Origin of the sequence: Bradyrhizobium sp. Arg816 (assembly GCF_029989365.1) — a bacterium.
Classification (GTDB): Bacteria; Pseudomonadota; Alphaproteobacteria; order Rhizobiales; family Xanthobacteraceae; genus Bradyrhizobium.
Map to the genome: position 1 here is coordinate 1 of NZ_JAPRAQ010000031.1, position 19683 is coordinate 19683.

The 19683-nt window shown below is 64.5% G+C and carries 20 protein-coding genes; 9 read left to right on the plus strand and 11 right to left on the minus strand.

Annotation, left to right across the window (positions count from 1 at the left end; all coding sequences use genetic code 11):
* Positions 1–239: 239 nt before the first annotated feature.
* The 9 genes from OWC48_RS40510 to OWC48_RS40550 all read right to left on the minus strand — a co-directional run bounded on the left by OWC48_RS40510 (position 240) and on the right by OWC48_RS40550 (position 9255).
* Entirely contained in the window at positions 240–2111 is a 1872-nt protein-coding gene (locus tag OWC48_RS40510; protein ID WP_282525025.1) for a bifunctional sugar phosphate isomerase/epimerase/4-hydroxyphenylpyruvate dioxygenase family protein, read from the minus strand.
* Positions 2108–2845 (minus strand): ABC transporter ATP-binding protein, encoded by a 738-nt coding sequence (locus tag OWC48_RS40515; protein WP_028148065.1) that lies wholly within the window; start codon positions 2843–2845, stop codon positions 2108–2110. The genes OWC48_RS40510 and OWC48_RS40515 overlap by 4 nt, the downstream gene beginning before the upstream one ends.
* Positions 2846–2854: 9 nt before the next feature.
* On the minus strand, positions 2855–3598 hold the full coding sequence (locus OWC48_RS40520; RefSeq protein ID WP_282525026.1) for an ABC transporter ATP-binding protein: 744 nt from the start codon (positions 3596–3598) through the stop codon (positions 2855–2857).
* A complete protein-coding gene (locus tag OWC48_RS40525; RefSeq protein WP_282525027.1) occupies positions 3595–4593 on the minus strand; it encodes a branched-chain amino acid ABC transporter permease in 999 nt (332 codons plus the stop codon). Before OWC48_RS40525 ends, OWC48_RS40520 begins: the two co-directional genes overlap by 4 nt.
* Entirely contained in the window at positions 4590–5465 is an 876-nt protein-coding gene (locus OWC48_RS40530) for a branched-chain amino acid ABC transporter permease (RefSeq protein WP_014491257.1), read from the minus strand. Before OWC48_RS40530 ends, OWC48_RS40525 begins: the two co-directional genes overlap by 4 nt.
* Before the next feature lie 210 nt (positions 5466–5675).
* Positions 5676–6806, minus strand: coding sequence for an ABC transporter substrate-binding protein (locus OWC48_RS40535; RefSeq protein WP_282525028.1), 1131 nt, complete (start codon positions 6804–6806; stop codon positions 5676–5678).
* 58 nt (positions 6807–6864) lie between these two features.
* Positions 6865–7743 (minus strand): shikimate dehydrogenase, encoded by an 879-nt coding sequence (locus OWC48_RS40540; RefSeq protein ID WP_282525029.1) that lies wholly within the window; start codon positions 7741–7743, stop codon positions 6865–6867.
* A 144-nt stretch (positions 7744–7887) separates the two neighbouring features.
* Positions 7888–8826 carry a LysR family transcriptional regulator gene (locus OWC48_RS40545; protein WP_282525030.1) on the minus strand — a complete coding sequence of 313 codons (939 nt, stop codon included), beginning with the start codon at positions 8824–8826 and terminating at the stop codon, positions 7888–7890.
* Positions 8827–9078: 252 nt separating this feature from the next.
* On the minus strand, positions 9079–9255 hold the full coding sequence (locus OWC48_RS40550) for a hypothetical protein (protein WP_014491261.1): 177 nt from the start codon (positions 9253–9255) through the stop codon (positions 9079–9081).
* A gap of 165 nt (positions 9256–9420) precedes the next feature.
* Here OWC48_RS40550 and OWC48_RS40555 point away from each other — a divergent pair, with 165 nt between their 5' ends.
* The 7 genes from OWC48_RS40555 (at position 9421) to OWC48_RS40585 (ending at position 14770) form a co-directional block, all read left to right on the plus strand.
* Positions 9421–10158, plus strand: coding sequence for a LuxR family transcriptional regulator (locus tag OWC48_RS40555; RefSeq protein ID WP_282525031.1), 738 nt, complete (start codon positions 9421–9423; stop codon positions 10156–10158).
* Between the two features lie 83 nt (positions 10159–10241).
* Positions 10242–10901, plus strand: a complete 660-nt coding sequence (locus tag OWC48_RS40560; protein WP_282525032.1) for an acyl-homoserine-lactone synthase — start codon at positions 10242–10244, stop codon at positions 10899–10901.
* A gap of 1 nt (position 10902) precedes the next feature.
* A complete protein-coding gene (locus OWC48_RS40565; RefSeq protein ID WP_282525033.1) occupies positions 10903–11121 on the plus strand; it encodes a hypothetical protein in 219 nt (72 codons plus the stop codon).
* A gap of 309 nt (positions 11122–11430) precedes the next feature.
* Positions 11431–12348 (plus strand): branched-chain amino acid ABC transporter permease, encoded by a 918-nt coding sequence (locus OWC48_RS40570; protein ID WP_028148057.1) that lies wholly within the window; start codon positions 11431–11433, stop codon positions 12346–12348.
* Positions 12345–13289 (plus strand): branched-chain amino acid ABC transporter permease, encoded by a 945-nt coding sequence (locus OWC48_RS40575; protein WP_282525034.1) that lies wholly within the window; start codon positions 12345–12347, stop codon positions 13287–13289. The genes OWC48_RS40570 and OWC48_RS40575 overlap by 4 nt, the downstream gene beginning before the upstream one ends.
* Positions 13282–14049, plus strand: a complete 768-nt coding sequence (locus OWC48_RS40580) for an ABC transporter ATP-binding protein (protein WP_282525035.1) — start codon at positions 13282–13284, stop codon at positions 14047–14049. Before OWC48_RS40575 ends, OWC48_RS40580 begins: the two co-directional genes overlap by 8 nt.
* Entirely contained in the window at positions 14042–14770 is a 729-nt protein-coding gene (locus OWC48_RS40585; protein ID WP_282525036.1) for an ABC transporter ATP-binding protein, read from the plus strand. The genes OWC48_RS40580 and OWC48_RS40585 overlap by 8 nt, the downstream gene beginning before the upstream one ends.
* 610 nt (positions 14771–15380) lie before the next feature.
* Here the strand turns inward: OWC48_RS40585 and OWC48_RS40590 are convergent.
* Together OWC48_RS40590 and OWC48_RS40595 are read right to left on the minus strand one after the other, a co-directional pair.
* Complete coding sequence (locus OWC48_RS40590; RefSeq protein ID WP_282525037.1) at positions 15381–16817, minus strand: glutamine synthetase family protein; 1437 nt, start codon at positions 16815–16817, stop codon at positions 15381–15383.
* 157 nt (positions 16818–16974) lie between these two features.
* Positions 16975–18333 carry an aromatic ring-hydroxylating dioxygenase subunit alpha gene (locus OWC48_RS40595; protein ID WP_282525038.1) on the minus strand — a complete coding sequence of 453 codons (1359 nt, stop codon included), beginning with the start codon at positions 18331–18333 and terminating at the stop codon, positions 16975–16977.
* A gap of 111 nt (positions 18334–18444) precedes the next feature.
* Between OWC48_RS40595 and OWC48_RS40600 the strand changes: the two genes are divergently transcribed.
* Together OWC48_RS40600 and OWC48_RS40605 are read left to right on the plus strand one after the other, a co-directional pair.
* Positions 18445–19230: an IclR family transcriptional regulator C-terminal domain-containing protein gene (locus OWC48_RS40600; protein WP_282525039.1), complete on the plus strand. Its 786-nt coding sequence runs from the start codon at positions 18445–18447 to the stop codon at positions 19228–19230.
* 68 nt (positions 19231–19298) lie between these two features.
* A complete protein-coding gene (locus OWC48_RS40605) occupies positions 19299–19631 on the plus strand; it encodes a PRC-barrel domain-containing protein (protein WP_041956976.1) in 333 nt (110 codons plus the stop codon).
* Positions 19632–19683: the final 52 nt, after the last annotated feature.

A 19683-nucleotide genomic window follows, 5' to 3' on the forward strand; every position in this document is an offset into this window, starting at 1 on the left:
CAACTACAGATCTTGGCAGGAAATTACCGGGACCAAGGCCTTCTCTCCTGACGTCTTCAGCCTCAAGAGCCGATAACGCAACAGGCCCCTTGTGGGAGAAGGTGGCGCGAAGCGCCGGATGAGGGGTATGTATCCGCGTATTCAATTGTGAGAGATGTCCTCGCGGAGAGAGACCCCTCACCCGTCTCGCCGCTGCGCGGCGAGCCACCCTCTCCCACAAGGGGAGAGGGTAAGAAAGCCTACACCCGCGGCATGCTCGCAGGCCTTACCTCGCGGGCCTGCGCCGCGAGCCTGATCCCGGCATTGGCTGCGCCAAATCCCTGATAGTCCCTTCGCTCCACGATCTCGAAGAAGAAACGCTCGTCGAAGATGTGGGTGTAGACCTGGAAGAACTCGCCGTCGCCCTCGCGGTCGTAGAGGATGTGGTTGGCGCGCAGCTGCGCCATCAGGTCGGGCGCGAGGTCGTATTTGGCTTCGATGTCGTCGTAGTAATTATCAGGGATATCCAGGAAATCCGCGCCGCGCTTGCGCATCGCGGCGACCGTCGCAAAAATGTCCCGGCAGGAGAACGCGACGTGCTGCACGCCCGAGCCGAAGAATTCCGAGATGAAGCGCGCCGGCAGGGTGCGGTTGGCGGATGAGCCGTTGAGCACGAAGCGCAGGCTCTGGTCGGCGTTGATGACGGCCTGACTCTGCACGAGGCCGCGGGGATCGGCGATTTCCATCTGCGGCAGCCGCATGAGGTCGAGGATGCCGGTGTAGAACAGCAGCCAGGACAGCATCTCGTCATAGGGCATCGACTGCGCGATGTGATCGACGGCGAGCAGGGCGTCGGCGTTCGCGTCACTTGCGACCGGCTCGAAATCGGTATCCCAGTTCTTGCCGGCCTGATCGAGGAAATAGAGCAGGCTGCCGCCGACGCCATGGATCGCGGGAATCTCCAGCTCGCCCGGCCCGACCGGCTGGTAGAAGGTGCGCGTCTTCAGCGCTTCGGCGCGCTGCATGGCGAGACCGGCATTGTCGACGTCGAGCGCAATCGCGCAGACGCCGGGGCCGTGCGTGACGTAGTGCGAATGCGCAAAGCCGTCGGTCTCGCAATTGATCACGAGCTCGACCTTGCCTTGCGACCAGCGCTCCACGGCCTTGCTGCGATGCTTGCCGGTCTTGCGGAAGCCGAGCTGCGCGAGCAGGCGCGCGAGGTCGACCGCCTTGGTCTCGTTGACGGCAAACTCGATGAAGCCGGTGCCGTGGCTCTTGGCCTTCGGCGCCAGAGGCTCGCTGACAAGTTTTGGCCAATCCGGTGCGAGCTTGTCCTCCAGCAGGATCAGCGAACGCAGGCCGTCGACCGCGGTCTGCGCGGACGAGCCGGCGCGGAACTGGTCATTGAAGATTTCGAGCGACAGCGGCCCGGCATAGCCGGTCGCCGCGATGGCCTGCATGAATTCACCGACCGGGAGGTCGCCCTGGCCGGGGAAGGAGCGGAAGTGCCGGCTCCATGAGAGGATGTCGAGCTCGAGCTTCGGCGCGTCGGCGAGTTGCACCAGAAAGATCTTGTCGCCGGGGATCGAGGCCATGGCGCGAACCGGAAAGCCGGGCGCGAGTGCGTGAAAGCTGTCGAGGATGACGCCGATCGCGGAATGATCGGCGCGGCGCACGATCTCCCAGGCGTCGCGGTAGTCGTTGACATGGCGGCCCCAGGCCAGCGCCTCGTAGCCGACGCGCAAGCCGTGCTTGGCCGCGCGCTCGCCGAGCTCGCGAAAATCGTCCGCGGCGCGGTCGATGCCGCCGAGCGAGGCGGGCGAGACGTTGGAGCAGATCAGCAGCAGGTCGGTGCCGAGCTCCTGCATCAGATCGAACTTGCGCTCGGCGCGGGCAAAGTTGCGTGTCCGCTGCGGCTCCGGCATGCCCTCGAAATCGCGGAACGGCTGGAATGCGCAAATCTCGAGATTGAGGTCCTTGCACAGCTGCGCCACCTCGCGCGGGCCCAAGCCGAACGACAGCAGGTCGTTCTCGAAGATCTCGACCGAGTCGAACCCGGCTGATGCGATGGCGCGGAGCTTTTCGTCCAGGCTGCCTGAGAGCGAGACGGTCGCGATCGAACGCTTGTTCATGCTGCGTTGTCCTCCATGGCGCCGCCGAGAAAGAGCTGGCCGATGCGCGGATCGTTCAGAATGCGCTTCGCGCCGTCGACCATGCGGGTCTGGCCGAGCTCGAGCACGATGCCGATGTCAGAAATCTCCAGCGCCGAGCGCGCGTTCTGCTCGATCATCAGGATGGTGACGCCGCGGTCGCGCAAGCCTTTCAGGATGTCGAAAGTCTGCTGCACCATCAGCGGCGACAGGCCGATCGAGGGCTCGTCGATCAGCACGAGCTTTGGCTCGAGCAGCAGCGAGCGCGCGATCTCGAGTTGCTTCTGCTCGCCGCCGGAGAGTGTCGATGCCTGCTGCGCCGACTTGCGGCGCAGCGCGGGAAACAGGTCGAGCGCGGCTTCGATCCGTGCGGGCAGGTCGATACCTTTCCCGGCGGAGACCCCGCCAAGCTCGATGTTGCTGCGTACCGAGAGCTCCGGAAAAATGTTGCGGCCCTGCGGCACGTAGCAGATGCCGGCATTGAGCAGCGCGCGCTGGCTCAAATTCGTGACGTCACGGCCGGCGAAGCTGATCTTGCCCTCGCGCAGCTTCAACAGGCCGAAGATCGCCTTGAACACCGTCGACTTGCCGGCACCGTTGGGGCCGATGATGGTGGTGATGGTGGCCTGCGGCACGGCGAAGGTGGTGCCGTTCAGGATCGTCATCTTGCCGTAGCCGCCGACGAGATTGTGAACCGAGAGGATCGGGTCGCTCATGATGGCTTCCTAATGTCCGAGATAGGCTTCGATCACGGCGGGATTTTTCCGCACTTCGTCCGGCCGTCCCATCGCCAGCACCTTGCCTTCCGCCATCACCATCACGCGCGAGCACAGCGACATCACGAATTCCATGTTGTGCTCGATCACCACGAAGGTGGCGTTCTTCTCGCGGTTGATTGCGACCAGGCGATCCTTCAGGTCTGACAGCATCGACGGGTTGACGCCGCCGGCGGGCTCGTCGAGCAGGACCAGGCGTGGCCCGCCCATGAAGGCCATCGCGGCATCGAGCAGTTTTTGCTGGCCATAGGAGAGCCCGCCGGCCGGCTCGTCGGCGAGATGGTCGAGCTTGAAGAAGCCGATCATCTGGTTGGCGGCCTCAGTCAGCCCGGCATCGGAGCGGCCGACCAGGCGCGAGGCCATGCTGCCCTGGTGCTCCTGTCCCGCAAGGATCAGGTTCTCGCGCACCGAGAGCTTTGGGAACACCTGCAAGAGCTGGAAAGTGCGGCTGACCCCGAGCTTGTTGAGCTCGGCGGGACGCAGGCCCGTGACCAGCTTGCCGTCGAGCTTGACCTCGCCGCCTGATGGTGTGAGCTGGCCGAGGATGCAGTTGAACAGGGTCGACTTGCCGCAGCCGTTCGGGCCGATCAGGCCGAGGATCTCGCCCTCGCGGACGTCGAATGAGACGCCGTCGACGGCGCTGATGCCGCCGAAATTCTTCTTGATGCCGGTGACTTCCAGGACCGCGCTCATTGCACCGTCTCCAGTCGGGACTTTGCGACGGCGCGCAGCGCGGAGGCCGCCTTGGTGCGGCGCTCGGCGAGATAGCGGTCGAGAATTCCCAGAATGCCGGTCGGCGACCAGATCAACAGCAGCATCACCGCGACGGCGTAGAGCATCAGATAATACCCTTCCGTGAAGCGCAGCCATTCCGGCAACAGCACTGCGATCATCGCACCGAGGAAGGGGCCGAAATAGAAGCCGGCACCGCCGACGATCACCATCATCAAGAGGTCGAGCGAGAGTGACAGGTTGAACGGCACGGGATCGATATATTGCGTCAGCGGCGCATAGAGCGCGCCGGCGATGCCACCGAGCGCCGAGCCGATCGCGAACGCCATCAGCGTATAGCGCCTTGTGTCGACGCCGAGCGACTGCGCGCGCAGCGGATTTTCGCGCAATGCCATGAAGGCGCGGCCCCAGGGCGAGCGGATCAGCCACCACACCGCGAGCGACACGATCGCAAGCGAGCCGAGGCAGACATAGTAGAACGGCAGCGGCTTGTTGGTCGCGATGCCGAAGATGTGCGGCCGCGGAATGTTGGAGATGCCGTAGATGCCGCCGGTGAGCCAGCTTTCGTTGCGGAACACCAGGAAGGCGAGGGTGGAGAAGGCGAGGGTGACGAAGGCGAGGTAATGGTGCTGCACGCGCAGCGCGGGATAGCCGAGCACCCAGCCGACCGCGAAGCTCAAGACGATCGCGACCACGATCGCCGCCGGCAGCGGCCAGCCTTGGGTGGTCATGATCGCTGCCGCATAGGCGCCGATGCCGACGAAGGCGCCCTGCGCCAGCGAGACCTGGCCGGCATAGCCGAGCGTCAAATTGAGCCCCATCGCGGCGATGCTCATCACCGCCCACTGGCTCAGGATGAACAGGCCGTAGCGGTTGAAATTCATGGGGACGATGATCAGGCCGGCAATGACGATGAGGCCGAGCGCGATCTTCAACGGTTTGGCGAAGCCGCTCATACGGTGCGCTCCTCGGCGCGGCCGAGCAAGCCCTGCGGCCGAAACAGGATGACGGCGATCAGGAAGATCATCGGCACGGCGGCGCGGTACTGCGTCGAGACATAGGCAGCGGCGAGATTGTCGAGCACGCCGATCAGGAGGCCGCCGGCGATGGCGCCGCGCACCTGGTTGAAGCCGCCGACGATCGCGGCGATGAAGGCGGCTTGGCCCAGCACCTCGCCGGAGGAGAATTTTGCGAGATAGATCGGCGTGATCAAAAGCGACGCCAGCGCGACCAGGAAGGCGTTGATCAGGAACGTCAGCAGGATCATGCGCTCGACCGGCACGCCGATGATGCGCGCCACCGTCGGGTTCTGCGCCGCCGCCTGCATCTGGTGACCGAGCGACGTGCGGTTGAGAAGGCTCGTCAGGCCGAAGACGGCAAGAATGGCGAGGACGAGGACGCCGATGCTTTGCAGCGATACGGCATGTCCGAGAATGGAGATGTCACCGGTCGGCACGATCGAGGGGAAGGGCGAGGCCTCCGCGCTGAAGAACTGCTTCACGGCCTCCTTGATGCCGATCGCGAGCGCCATCGTCGCGATCGCCAGCGGCAGCACGCCATGGCGCATCATCGGATCGACCAGCAGCATCTTGAAGGCGAGGCCCAGCAGGATCATCGAGAGCAGGATGCCGAGGATGATCGCAAGCCAGAACGGCGCGCCGGCATGCATCGTCGCCAGCATCAGGAACGCCGGCAGCATCACGAACTCGCCTTGCGCGAAGTTGATGGTCTGCGAGGTCTGCCACAGCAGCGTGAAGCCGACCGCGACCAGCGCGTAGATCGCACCGGTGGCAAGGCCTGCGACCAGAAGATCGAACAGATTGGACATTTTCCCCTCTCGTGTCCCTCGCCCAGCTCTGTCGTCTCCCTCGCCCCGTTCTTACGGGGAGAGGGAGGGGTGAGGGGCTCTGTCCGCGAGCCCATCTCTCACCGTCCTTGCAGAAGCAGCCCCTCACCCCGCCCTCTCCCCGCGAAGGGCGGGGAGAGGGCGACGAAAGATCTCTCCCCGAAGAGCGGGGCGAGGGAGAGGGGCAGTCCCTCACTTCACCTTCGGCAGCACCTGCTTCACCACCTGCTTGCCTTCGACCACCTCGACCAGAAAGCTCTGCCGGTCGATGTCGCCGGTCTCGCTGAAGGTGACGTCCATCAGGATGCCCGGCTCGTCCGCGGCCTTGATGGTCAGGCCGTGCAGCGTGTCGGCGAACGCCTTGCTGTCGACCTTGCCCATCTTCTCGGTGGTGGCTTTCACCATGTAGACGGCGAGGTAGCCCTTCAGGCCGTTATGGTCGGGCACATAATTGTACTTCTTGGCGAACTTGTCGCGGAACGTCTTGATCAGGTCGACCGGTGCGTCCGTGGTGAGGCCGACATGGCCGCGCGCACCGTTGGCGGCATCGCCGGCGAGCTCGATCACCTTCTGGCCGATCAGCGTGGTCTCGCCCATCAGGGGCGCGGTGACGCCTTGGCGCTTCAGCTCTTTCAGGATACGCGCGCTCTCTTCTTCATTCAGGTAGACGAACACCGCATCCGGATTGGCGGCCTTGATCTTGCCGACGTCGGCGGCGAAGTCGGCTTGTCCCGCTTCAGTCGAGAGATCGGCGACCACCTTGGAGCCAAGCCGGTCGAGCTCTTTGACGACGACGTCGCGACCGCCGCGGCCGAAATCGTTGTTGACCCAGACCACCGCGACCGTCTTCGCCTTCATGTCGTCGTGGATGTACTTTGCGACCTTCGGCATCGACGATTGCTGGCCGAACGAGGTGCGGAACAGGAACTTGTTGCCGGCTTGCGTCAGCTCGGCGGCTTCGCCGCCCATGATCTGCGCGATGCCGGCTTCGGCCGCGAGCGGCGCCGTCACCTTGACCGAACCGGAATAGCCGGGCCCGAGCAGCACATAGGGCTCGGCGTCGAGCGCCTTCTGCACCTGGGCGCGGGCAACGCCGGGGTTGGACTGCGAATCGGCGTGGCTGACCTCCAGCTTGCGGCCGAGCACGCCGCCCTTGGCGTTGATCTCCTCGATCGCGAGGTCGATGCCGTTCTTCCAGTTGGTGCCGACGGTGGCGCCGCCGCCCGAGAGTTCGGCGACGTCGGCGAGCTTGATCGCCTGCGCGTGGACGCTGGTTGCAGTCGCGAAGGCAAGCAAGGCGCCTGCCACTAGGGTCGATTTCATGGTCACTCCTCCCATTTTTCGTTGATGTCTTCCGCGGCCTTGTGTCCGGCCGCTTCGGTTACGCCGCGTGGTAGGCTGCGCTTCGTGCCGTCATCACCTCGTCGAATGCCTCTCCCATGACCTCGGTCGATGGGGCAAGGCCCGTGAACAGTTCGAAGGCATCGGCGGCCTGGTAGATCGCGAGCTCCCGCCCGGTCATGATCCGCGCGCCCTTGGCTTGTGCCGCTGCCAGCAGCGGCGTGATCAGCGGCGAATAGACGGCGTCCGCGACCCACATTTTCTCGTGCAGCAAGGCCGCCGGGACCGGCATGCCCCGGTTCGGCAGCATGCCGACCGGCGTGCCGTTGACGAGGCCGGTTGCGCCATCGAGCGCGTCCTCGACGCTTTTCGCCACCGTGGCGCCGCCGTGGCTGGCAAGCAATGAAGCGAGCTTTTCGGCGCGCGCCGTCTCGCTGTCGAAGATGCGGAGGTCGGAGACCTTCAGGCTCGCCAGCGCGAAGGCGATCGCCTTCCCGACGCCGCCGGTTCCGATCACGGCGACTGCATTTCCGGACGGTGCCAGCAGCGGCGCGACCGCGCGCGCAAACCCGGTCGTGTCGGTGTTGTGGCCGATCAGCCGGCCGTTGTTGGCGACGACGGTGTTGACCGCGCCCATGGCGGCCGCGCCCGGCGCCAGCTCGTCGAGCAGCGGGACCACTGCTTCCTTGTAAGGGTAAGTCACGTTGACGCCGGCGAAGCCGAGCCGCCGCACGCCCTCGAGCATCATGCGGAGCCCGGCCGCATCGGCGCCGGCGACCTCGATGAGCTGGTAGTGACCGCGCAGGCCGAGCGCCTCGGCGGCCCGCTCGTGCATGGCAGGGGAGGCGGAATGCGCGATCGGCGCCCCGATCAGGCCGGTGAGAAGCTTCTTGCTGGCGGCGTATCCGCGCTTGGACATGATTGCCTATCGTCTCGTTGGGAGCGTTGGGTCCTGGCCATTAGCGGGGAAATCCGCACAATTCCAAGGGGGCTTCCAGTTGCGACGATAGCCTTTCCCCTGCCTAACACAATTACCCATTTATCGGGCAAACCTAACATAATGTTATTTCTTCCGCCCGCGTGCCGGGGCGGCCTTGCCTTCGCTGCGGGACGGCTCGACCGTGCGCATCTCGGCGCGCAGGGACTCGATGAAATACTCGACATGGAGCGACAACGGCGCGCCGCGCTTCACCGCGATATAGGTCTCGAACCGCGTCGGCTCGGTGATCTTCAACAGCTCGATTCCCGGATAGCCGCCGTGGGCCACCGTGAACTGGTCGATGATGGCGATGCCGAGCCCCGCCTTCACCAGCGCACATACCGTGGTGCCGAAGCGCGCGCGGATCGTGATGTTGTAGTCGAGCCGGTGGCGCGCAAAGATCCCGGCCATGATCCGGCCGTAGGGATCGTTGGGATCGATGCCGATCAGCGGATAGCGGGTGATCTCGGCGGCCGAGACCTGCTTGCGGCCGGCAAGCTCGTGACCCGGCGGCACGATGCAATAGAGCTCACCCGAGGCGAGCGGCATGAAGTCGAGCCCGGAATGCTCGAGCCGATAGCTCATCGCCACGCACTCGCCGCGGCCCAGCATGAGATAGTCGATGGCCTCCTCGAGCTTGAGGATGTTGATGTCGATGCCGAGATCGGGATAGCGGCGCCGGACGCGCTCGATCGCGCGCGGCACCATCACCTGGGAGATGCTCGGAACCGAGCCGATGCGCAATTCCGACAAGCCGCCGCGGCCGATCTTGGAGATGAGCTCGGAGAGGTCGTCGACCTTCTTGTAGACGCCATTGATCTGCTCGAAGATGTTCTCGGCTTCCGGCGTCGGGAAATAGCGCCCGTTCTGGCGCTGGAAGAAGCGGATGCCGAGCGTGCGCTCGGTGTATTTGACCAGCCGGCTGATCCCCGGCGCCGACACGTTGAGCAGCTTCGCCGCGCCGCCGATGGTACCCGTCACCATCACGGCACGGATCACTTCAACCTGGCGCAGCGTCATCATCTCGTGGGCATCCCAAAGAGGATCGTGGTGGCGATCATCTCACGAGAGCCGTGATGTCATCCAGCGGCAAGTGTGCGTTGATGTGGACGGAGCGGGCGGTGCTTTCCGCCTCCAAGGGAGAGTGAGAGCGCAGCGCGCTCACCGGCAACAATTGCTGATTAACTTCGCGGTCAGAAAGTTTCGGCCAAAATCGGCACGTTCGAACGGGGGGCGTCGCTCGCCCAGAACGTACGCCACACCTGTAACTGCGTTCTAGCTCGCCGGGCTCTCGGGCGACGCGCTGCCGGGCCGCTCCGCGCGTTCGCGCTGCAGCACCTCGCGCGCGTACTCGATGATCTTCTGCTTGTTTGCCGTTTCGCGGACGGCGAAAAACACGCGGTTGAGTTCCAGGCCGAGCACGCTGTTGAGGGCGATGTCCTCGTCTTCCATCGTGATTTTCCCGCTTCAGACGCCATAGGTGTAACTTGACGTCACTTCCTCCACAAGTAGATTAAATCTGCGGTGCAGACGAGGGCCGGTAAACTACGGAAGCAGCGAATTGAGGCAGCTCCCAAATACGTGCTATACCGACGGCGAGGCTCAGGAAACGCACCGATGTCCGCCGTAGACGCCGTAGATTATGGCCGGGAAGCGCTCGACTTCATCGAAGGCCTCGGAACCTATCGGAAGGTACCGGACGCCATGGGTGCGCTTGAGGCGGCGTTCGGTCGCTTCGGCTTCGAGACCATCATCGTGACGGGATTGCCGAATCCCGATCAGCGGTTCGCGCAGATGGTGCTCGCCAAGCGCTGGCCGGCGGGATGGTTCAATCTCTACACGCAGAACAATTACGACCGCGTCGACCCCGTGGTGCGGCTGTGCCGGCAATCAGTCAATCCGTTCGAATGGGCGGAAGCGCCTTATAATGCCGAGCTCGAGCCGAACGCGGCCGAGGTGATGAACCGTGCCACCGATTTTCGCATGTCGCGCGGCTTCATCGTGCCGATCCACGGGCTCACCGGCTACGAGGCGGCGGTGTCGCTCGGCGGCGTCCATCTCGACCTCAATTCCCGCAGCAAGCCGGCGTTGCACCTGATGGCAATGTATGGCTTCGACCATATTCGCCGCCTGCTCGATCCGGCGCCGCATCTCTCGACGCGTCTTACGCCGCGCGAGCGCGAGGTGATCGCCTGGGCCTCGCAGGGCAAGTCGGCCTGGGAAATCGGCGAGATCCTGCACATCACGCAGCGTACCGCCGAAGAGCATCTTGCAACCGCCGCGCGCAAGCTCGGTGCCGTCAACCGTACGCATGCGGTTGCACTGGCGATTCGCAACAAGATCATCAATCCCTAAGCGACGTACTGGGAAATTTCCCAATATCGAACCTGCCTCTTTTCGCGGAGGCTGTCCCTCATTCAGGCTGAATGGGGGTTTTCATGATTCACGCAATTTCTTCGGTCAATCGCCACCTTTACGAAGACGTACTCGAGCAGCACTTCCGGCTGCGCCACGACATCTTCGTCGAAGAGCGGCACTGGGAGACGCTGCGCCGGCCTGATTGCCGCGAGGTTGATTCCTACGACGACGAGGACACCGTCTATCTGCTCGCGCTGGAAGGCCGGCGCGTCGTCGGCGGTCACCGGCTCTACCCCACCACCAAACCCTCGATGATGAGCGAGGTCTTCCCGCATCTGGCATCGGTTCGCGGTTGCCCTGCGAATCCGCTGGTCTGGGAATGGTCGCGCTACTTCGTCGTGCGCGATCGCCGCGACGGCGCTCTCAACCTGCAACTGATGGCGGCGGTGCAGGAGTTCTGCCTCGATCAGGGAATCGCGCAGGTCAGCGCGATCATGGAGACCTGGTGGCTGCCGCGCTTCCATGAGGCCGGCTTCGTCGTGACGCCGCTTGGTCTGCCCGCGCTGGTGGAGAACGCCTGGACCATGGCGGCGACCATCGACATTCGCCGCGAGACCCTCGATGCCCTGCATGATCGCATCGGCGTGGATTCGATCGTACAACAGGACGGCCCGCGTCTGGACGCCGTCGCCCGTGCCAACCTCTGCGGCCTTGCTGCCGCGCAACGAAAGAGCGCCTGAGATGTCGAACATGATGCGGGACAGCCAGATCATGGCGCAGACCAAGGACGAGAATCTCGGCTACATGTCCGACATGGCGCTCGAGCTGGCGCAGATGGCGGAAGACACCGGATTGGCAACGCTCGCCTATCTGTTCCGGATGGCGGCGCTGGAAGCCTCGACGGCCAACAACGTGCTGGCCGAGCCGGATGATCTTCCCCGGCAGATGACGTCGCACTAGACGCCTTCTCCTGCTTCCGTCGACCTTCGCGCCCTCTTCCAGGCATGCCTGGGGGAGGGCGATCGTTTGGGTGCGGCAGGTTGACCCATCCTGCACGGCAGCCTTCTTGCAAGGCCAATTCGCAAGGCCAATTTCGATCGCATGCACCGGCATGCAACAAAGTGCATGTCTGGTGTTGAATCGCTCTTGCCTCGGAACGATACTGCCATTACCCATTTTTCCGCCTTGAAGAGGCAGGGGGAGCTCTTTCACTGATGGCGACCGTGTTCGAACTTTGGCGCGACACCGCGTGCGCCTGAAAGAGTTTTGATGCTGCTCGTCGTCGAACAATTCTTGAACGGATTGCAGTTCGGCCTGCTCCTGTTCCTGCTCGCCGCCGGCCTGACGCTGGTGTTCGGGATCATGGATCTCGTCAACCTCGCGCACGGCTCACTCTACATGATGGGCGCCTATTTCGCCGCGACCTTTGCGGCCTGGACCGGCAGCTTCCTGCTCGGTGCGCTGATGGCGCTCGGCGCGACCTTGGTGCTCGGCATCGTGCTGGAGATGACGGCGCTGCGGCATCTCTACGGGCGCGACCATCTCGACCACGTGCTCGCGACCTTCGGCCTGATCCTGTTCTTCAATGAAGCCGTGCGGCTGATCTGGGGCCCGGCCGGGCTTGCGCTGCCGCTGCCGGCCTGGCTCACGGTGCCGGTGCCGATCCTGCCAGGCATCCACTATCCCGCTTACCGTCTCGCCATCATCGTGGTGGCGCTGCTGGTCGCGCTGCTGCTCTATCTCGGCGTGATGCGCACCCGCATCGGCATGCTGATCCGCGCCGGAGCCTCGAACCGCGAGATGATCGGCGCGCTCGGCATCAACATCAAGCTGCTCTACACGCTGGTGTTCGGCCTGGGCGCCGCGCTCGCCGGCCTCGCCGGCCTGATGCAGGCGCCGATCCTCACCGTGCAAATCGGCATGGGCGAGAACATCCTGATCCTCGCCTTCGTCATCATCGTGATCGGCGGCATCGGTTCGATCCGCGGCGCGTTCCTGGCCGCGATCTTCGTCGGCATGATCGACACGCTCGGCCGCGCCTTCCTGCCCAACCTGTTGCGGCAGGTGCTGAGCGGCGCCGCGGCCTCCACCGCCGCGCCCGCGCTGTCGTCCATGCTGATCTATCTGCTGATGGCGATCGTGCTGGTGGTGCGGCCGGAGGGGCTGTTTCCGGCCAACCGTCGATGAAGGCTTTCACTGTGAGCAAGGCCGTCACGGCCCTGATGCTGGCGGGCCTCGTGCTGCTGCCGCTGTATTCGCAACTGTCCGGCAACATCTTCATCCTGACGCTGTTCACCCGCATCGTCATCCTGGCGCTGGCGGCCGCGAGCCTCAACCTCATCATGGGGTTTGGCGGCATGATGAGCTTCGGCCACGCCGCCTATCTCGGCATCGGCGGCTACGCGGTCGGCATGCTCGCGCAGGAAGGCGTCGGCTCCGGCTTCATCCAGTTCCCGGTCGCGCTCGCAGCTTCCGCGACTTACGCGCTGGTGATCGGCGCGCTCTCGCTGCGCACGCGTGGCGTCTACTTCATCATGATCACGCTGGCCTTCGCGCAGATGGCCTATTACGTCGCCTCGGGCCTCGCACGTTACGGCGGCGACGACGGTCTCACCGTCTACAAGCGCAGCGACTTCTCCGGCCTGATCAACCTGTCGAACCGCACGCAGTTCTATTATCTCTGCCTCGCCTGCCTGTTCGCCGTGATCGTCCTGATCTGGCGCATCGCCAATTCGCGCTTCGGCCTCGTCTTGCAGGGCCTGCGCTCCAACGAGCAGCGGATGCAGGCGATCGGCTTTCCGGCAAAACGCTATCAGCTCGTCTGCTTCGTCATCTCAGGCACGATGTGCGGCCTTGCCGGCGCGCTGCTTGCCAACAACACCGATTTCGTCAGCCCGGCCGTGATGTACTGGACCCGCTCCGGCGACCTCATGGTGATGGTGATCCTTGGGGGCATGGGCACGCTGTTCGGCCCGGTGATGGGCGCGGTGGTGTTTTTGCTGCTGGAAGAATTTTTGTCGCAGATCACCGAATACTGGGCGCTGATCATGGGTCCGCTATTGCTGCTGATCGTGCTGTTCGGCCGCGGCGGCATCATGGGCCTGCTCGGGAGGCTCAATCGTGGCTGAACCGCTGCTCCGCGTCGAAAAACTGGTGCGCCGCTTCGGCGGCATCGTTGCGACGGACAACGTCTCCCTTGATGTCGCGGCCGGCGAGCTGCACGCCATCATCGGCCCGAACGGTGCCGGCAAGACCACGCTGATCAGCCAGCTCACCGGACACCTCGAACCGCATTCCGGCAGCGTCTCGCTGGCGGGGCGCGACATCACCTATCTGCCGGCCTATCGCCGCTGTGCGCTGGGGCTCGCCCGTTCGTTCCAGATCACCTCGCTGCTGCTCGACTTCACCGCCGCCGACAATGTCGCGCTGGCGGCGCAGGCGCATGCAGGCCACTCGTTCCGCTTCTTCGCCAACGCCCGCAAGGAAAAGGGTTTGCGCGATGCCGCGCACGCCGCCCTCGACCGCGTCGGCCTGTTGCACCGCGCCGAAGTCGTGGTGTCCAGGCTCAGCCATGGCGAGCGGCGCGAACTCGAGCTTGCGGTCGCGCTCGCGAGCAAGCCGAAATTGCTGCTGCTCGACGAGCCGATGGCGGGCCTCGGCGTCACCGAGTCCCAGCGCATGGTGAAACTGCTCCAGGAGCTGCGCAAGGAGGTCTCGATCGTGCTGGTCGAGCACGACATGCCGGCGGTGTTCGCGCTCGCCGACCGCATCTCGGTGCTGGTCTATGGCCGCGTCATCGCCTCGGGCGATCCGGCCGCGATCCGCGCCAACGACGACGTCAGGCGCGCCTATCTCGGCGACCAGCACGTGGTGACGCACCATGGCTGAAAAGGTGATGGCTGATACGCTGCTCGACGTCGACGGCATCGAGACCTGCTACGGCCTCTCCCAGGTGCTGTTCGGCCTGTCGCTATCGATCAAGCCGGGCGAGATGGTCTCGCTGATGGGCCGCAACGGCATGGGCAAGACCACCACCATCCGCTCCATCATGGGCCTGACGCCGGCGCGCGCCGGTACGATCCGCTTCGCCGGCGCAGAAGTACGGCAGCTGCCGTCCTACCGCATCGCCAAGCTTGGCGTCGGCCTCGTCCCCGAGGGACGCCAGATCTTCCCGAACCTCACCGTGCGCGAAAATCTGGTCGCGGCCGCCGCCGATCGGTTCGGCAGCAGTAATCCGTGGACGCTCGCTGCGATCTACGTGATGTTTCCGCGCCTCGCCGAGCGTGCCTCCAACATGGGCAACCAGCTCTCCGGCGGCGAGCAGCAGATGCTCGCGATCGGCCGTGCCCTGATGACCAACCCAAAGCTGCTGATCCTGGATGAAGCGACCGAAGGCCTCGCCCCGCTGATCCGCGAAGAGATCTGGAACTGCCTGTCGCTGCTCAAGAGCCGGGGCCAGTCGATCCTGGTCGTCGACAAGAACGTCGACCACCTCGCCCGCATCTGCGACCGCCACTACATCATCGAGCGCGGCAAGACGGTGTGGAGCGGCACGTCCGTCGCGCTGATGGCGGAGCCGGACCTCCAGCACAAATATCTGGGAATTTAGCGACGCGTTGAGGTGAGAGGCAGGACGCTGGCCGCTTACTCGGTGTCGTCCTGGCGAAAGCCAGGACCCATACCGCGGAATCTATCGGGTGCGATCGGTATTGGTACCGGGCGACCCATCGTCGCCAGACTTCTCCCTGAGGTGATCGGGATGAGCGCTGCGCTTTACCAATAAATCCCATGCCGGTGCAGTTCCCGGATCACGCGGGCTTCGGTAGACGGCTGGCGGCGCTTTGGCTTCGCCGTTTCGCTCGTGCTTGCAGTGGACTGAGTGCGGGTTGTGGCGCCCGGAGAGGTCGCGACCGGTGCGCATACGGACCCCGTTATCGGGTCAATATGTCTTACCCAAATCGCACTCGTCAGCGACTAACGCGACAAATGATGCGTGCCGATTTCGATCAGGGTGGTCCGGCAGGACAAGCGATAGATCAGACTGAACAATTGACCCCACATGACCGAACTCCGCTGTTGATCATCTGGGTAAAGTCTAAACCCCGTGTCTTTCCGGCGGTTTTCGCGGAGGGAGGAAAATGGCTTCGTCGGCGAGCGCCGCGATGTCGTCGGAACAGACCGGACGAAGTCGCCTCACGCGGGCGTGAGACGTATCTCCATCAAAACACCTCGAAATATTCGCGGTGCTCCCAATCGGTCACCTCTGACAGGAAGCGGTCGATCTCGGCATTCTTGATGTGGGTGTAGTAGTCGACGAACTCAGGCCCGAACTTCTCGCGGAAGAACGGATCGTCCTTCAGCGCGGCGACCGCATCGCGCAGCGACTTCGGCAACGGCGGCGCCTTGGTCTCGTAGGGCGTGTCGGCGGACGGACCGGGGTCGAGCTTGCGGTCGACGCCGTCGAGGCCCGACAGAATCTGGGAGGCCATATAGAGATAGGGATTGGCGGCGGGCTCGCCGATGCGGTTCTCCAGGCGCGTTGCGGCATCATTGGCGCCGCCGAGTACGCGGATCATCACGCCGCGATTGTCGCGGCCCCAGATCGCGCGGTCCGGCGCCAGCGAATAGGAGCGGTAGCGCTTGTAGCCGTTGATGGTCGGGGTGGTGAACACGGTCGAGGCGCGGGCGTGGTCGAGCAGGCCGGCGAGATACGCCTTGCCGAACGCGCTGAGCGGCTCGCTGCCCTCTTTCGTCATGAACTGATTCTCGCCGCTCGCGCGCGAGACGATCGACTGGTGCAAGTGCCAGCCGCTCGCGAACACATTCGGCAGTTTCGGCCGGCACATGAAGGTGGCGTGATAGCCGTGGCGGCGCGCGATCTGCTTCACGGCAGAGCGGAACAGCACCATGTTGTCGGCGGGCTCCAGCCCCTTCTTCGGCGCGAAGGTGAATTCGCACTGGCTCGGCCCGAACTCGACCTCGACCGAGCGCAAGGGCAGTCCGAGCGCGACGATATCGCGGCGCAGGATCTCCAGCACCGGCTCCATCTGATCGAAGCGCTGCTCGGTGAGGTATTGATAGCCGTGGCTGAGCAGGCTCACCGAGGGCGGCGTGCCGGGCTGGCCGGCATCCTCGGGCCGCATATGCGCGTCGTCGAGCTTGAAAATGTGGAATTCAACCTCGAGGCCGGCGACGAAATCGTGGCCCCGGCCGCTGAGATCATCGAGCACCTTGCGGTAGAGGCCGCGGGTCGCGAACGGCACGGGACGGCCGTCGCCAAAATGGAGATCGCAGAGCACCCAGCCCGTCGCGGGCGCCCATGGTAGCACGCGGAACGTGGTTGGGTCGGCGACCATCAACACGTCGGCCGCGCCCTCCATCTCCTTCATCCCGAACCCGCCGCCTGAAGTGAACACCGGAAACACCGTGCGGTGCGAGGTATCCTTGGCGAGCATGGTCGTGGTGATGGAGCAGCCGCTCTCCAGCGAGGCGATCGCTTCGGCGGCGATGATGGTCTTGCCGCGCAAAATGCCGTGCTGGTCCGGGAAGGCGAGGCGGATGACCTCGAGGTTCTTTTCCTCGACGATGCGGCGCAGGCGCGCTGCGGCGTCCTTCTGCTCATCCGACCACAGCGCATGACGCGCGACGAAAGTCACTTCGGTTGCTCCTCAGTCACGATGTTGGACGGGTGCAAGACGCCTGCCACATTCTCCGTCATTGCGAGCGCAGCGAAGCAATCCAGAATCTTTCCGGAGAGGCAGTCTGGATTGCTTCGCTTCGCTCGCAATGACGAGGGGGAGGCGTGCAAGATCGTCACTCCGCCGCCGTCAGCCGGTGCACGTTGTCGGCGATCTCCTTTGGCACCGGCGCGGCCCAAGGCGCGCCGCGGCGGCGCTTGACGTCGACCTCCATCCAGTAGAGCTCCCAACCCTGGGTCGGCCCGATTCCGTCCATGGTGGCCGGTCCCTGGATGCTGCGCGCCCTGCTCTCGTCCAGGAACAGCATCGGCTTCTCGCCGCCGCCGACCTTCTCGATCTCCTGCCGCAGCAGGCGGCGGTACTGCACGATCGCCTTGTCGCTCGAGCCGAGATGCTCCTTGGTGCGGTCCTGGATCGCACCCATCGATTCCACCGCCCACTGGTCGTGGACGTTGATGTCGGTGCCCATGCCGGTGTAGGTCGCGGTCGCCTGCTCGTGCGGATCGAAGCCGTAATCGTTGCCGCTGTTCTTGCACGATTTGTAGTCGGGCAGCTCATAGAGCTCGAGCCGCTGATCGCGCATCTTCTGCTTGTCGACCGGGTTCGAATAGCTGGTGAAGATCGCGTACCAGTAGCAGTTCTCGTCGTCGACCGGCACGTGCCACTGCGTGATCGTCATTTCCGTGCTCATCGGGATGACGAAGCCGTGCGGAAAGAGCTGGTTGGTGACGCGCACATGGGTGCGCACCTCGTCTATCTCGCGCAGCGCGATCAGCCGCAGGCCATATTCGGTGTGCTCGACATTGATGATCGGCCGGTCGTACTCGCGCAGGATCTTTGTCATCGGCAGGTCGCTGCCGGCGGAGGCGCCGCGGAACTGCTTGCCGTAAGCCGTCGACGTATCCTCGTCCTCGAAGAAGCGGTGCAGATAGGAGGCGTGCGCGGGATCAATGCCGACCTCGAGGGCCTGAAGCCAGTTGCAGGCCATGTGGCCCTTGAACGCAAAAGTGTGCGTGCCGGGCGCGACAAAGCAGTCGAGCTCCGGAAATGCCGGCGGCTCACCCTCGCCGAGATAAGCCCAGAGGATGCCGCTCTTCTCGACCACGGGATAGGAACGCTGGCGAATGTTCTGGCAGAGTTTTGAGTCCTTCGGCTCGGCCGGCGTCTCGATGCACTGGCCGGTGGCGTCGAACAGCCAGCCATGGAAGGCGCAGCGCAGGCCGCCATGTTCGAGACGTCCGAAGGCCAGGTCGGCGCCGCGATGGGCGCAGTGACGATCGATCAGGCCGTAGCGTCCGCTCTCGTCGCGGAACAGCACCAGGTTCTCGCCGAGCAGTTTGACGGGACGGATCGGGCGCGCGCCCTCCAGCTCGTCGACCAGCGCCGCCGGCTGCCAGTAGCTCCGCATCAGCTTGCCGCAGGGGTCCTTCGGACCGGTACGGGTGATCAGGTCGTTCTGCTCCTGGCTCATCATGGCGGGCGTCCTTTGTCGGAGAGGCGTTTGTTCGCCTATTGAACGAATGGGCGAATTATGCCATGCCTGGGTCCGGCAGCAAGCAATATTTTGCAGGATGTTCCCGGACCAATGCCCAAGCTGAAGCGCAGCGAAAACGACGAGCGGGCGACGGATTTCGTCGAGAGCCTCGATCGCGGTTTGCGCCTGCTTCAATGCTTCGGCGCGACCAAAGGCCCGATGACGCTGAGCGATCTCGCCCGCGCCGCGGGGCTGCCGCGCGCCACCGCGCGGCGCATGCTGTTCACGCTCCAGCGCGGCGGCTTCGTCGCCGGCGACGGCAAGCTGTTCTCGCTGACGCCGCACGTGCTGACGCTCGCGGCGTCCTACCTGCGCTCCAGCCAGCTCGTCGCCGTGCTTCAGCCGGTGCTCGATCGCGTCGCCACGGCAGCGCAGGAAATTTCCTCGCTCGCGGTGCTCGACGGCGACGATGTCGTGTTTGTCGCGCGCAGCAGCCCGGCGCGGATGTTTTCGGGTGGGCTCGAGATCGGCTACCGGCTGCCGGCGTTCTGCACCTCGGTCGGACGCGCCATGCTCGGGCAGTTCGATGATGCAGCGCTTGCCGCACGCCTGAAGACAATGAAGCGCGATATGTTGACGCCGCAGACGGTGACGGATCCCAAGGCGCTGCTGGCCAGCATCACAGCCGATCGCGACCAGGGCTATTCGCTGGTCGATCGCGAGGCAGAGCCGCATTTCCGCTCGATCTCGGTTCCGGTGCGCCGCTACGACGGCGTGATCGTCGCGGCCATCAACATGGGGGCCCATGTCGACCGCGTGCCGGCAGGGGAGCTGATTGACCGGTTGCTCCCGCTGCTCCGCGAAGGCGCGGAGTCCGTGCGGTCGCAGCTGCTCTAGCAACGATCGTTGGCGCCGCGCGTCCGCGGGCCTATAATCTCGTCACGCAAGACAACGGGGAGGACGCCATGAAACACACCATGGTTCCCAGTGATCGCGTGGAGCACGTCTGCGTCTACGGACGCGACGGCGCGAAGCTCGGCTCGATCGAGCGGCTGATGCTCGACAAGGTGACCGGCACGGTCGCCTACGCCGTGATCAAGACTGGCGGGCTGCTCGGCACGCACCACCATTATCCTGTGCAGTGGGGCGCGCTGAAATACGATCCCGCGCGGCAGGCCTTTCGTGTCGAGGTGACGCAGGACGAACTCGCCAGCGGACCGTGCGAGTTCGACGGCGACGAATTCGACTGGGGCGATCGTTCGCGGCCCTACGCGCACCCGAATTATTGGTCGATCTGACGGCGCGATTGCGGCAGGCGTCGCGCGCTGAGCCGCCTCACTTGGTCGCGGT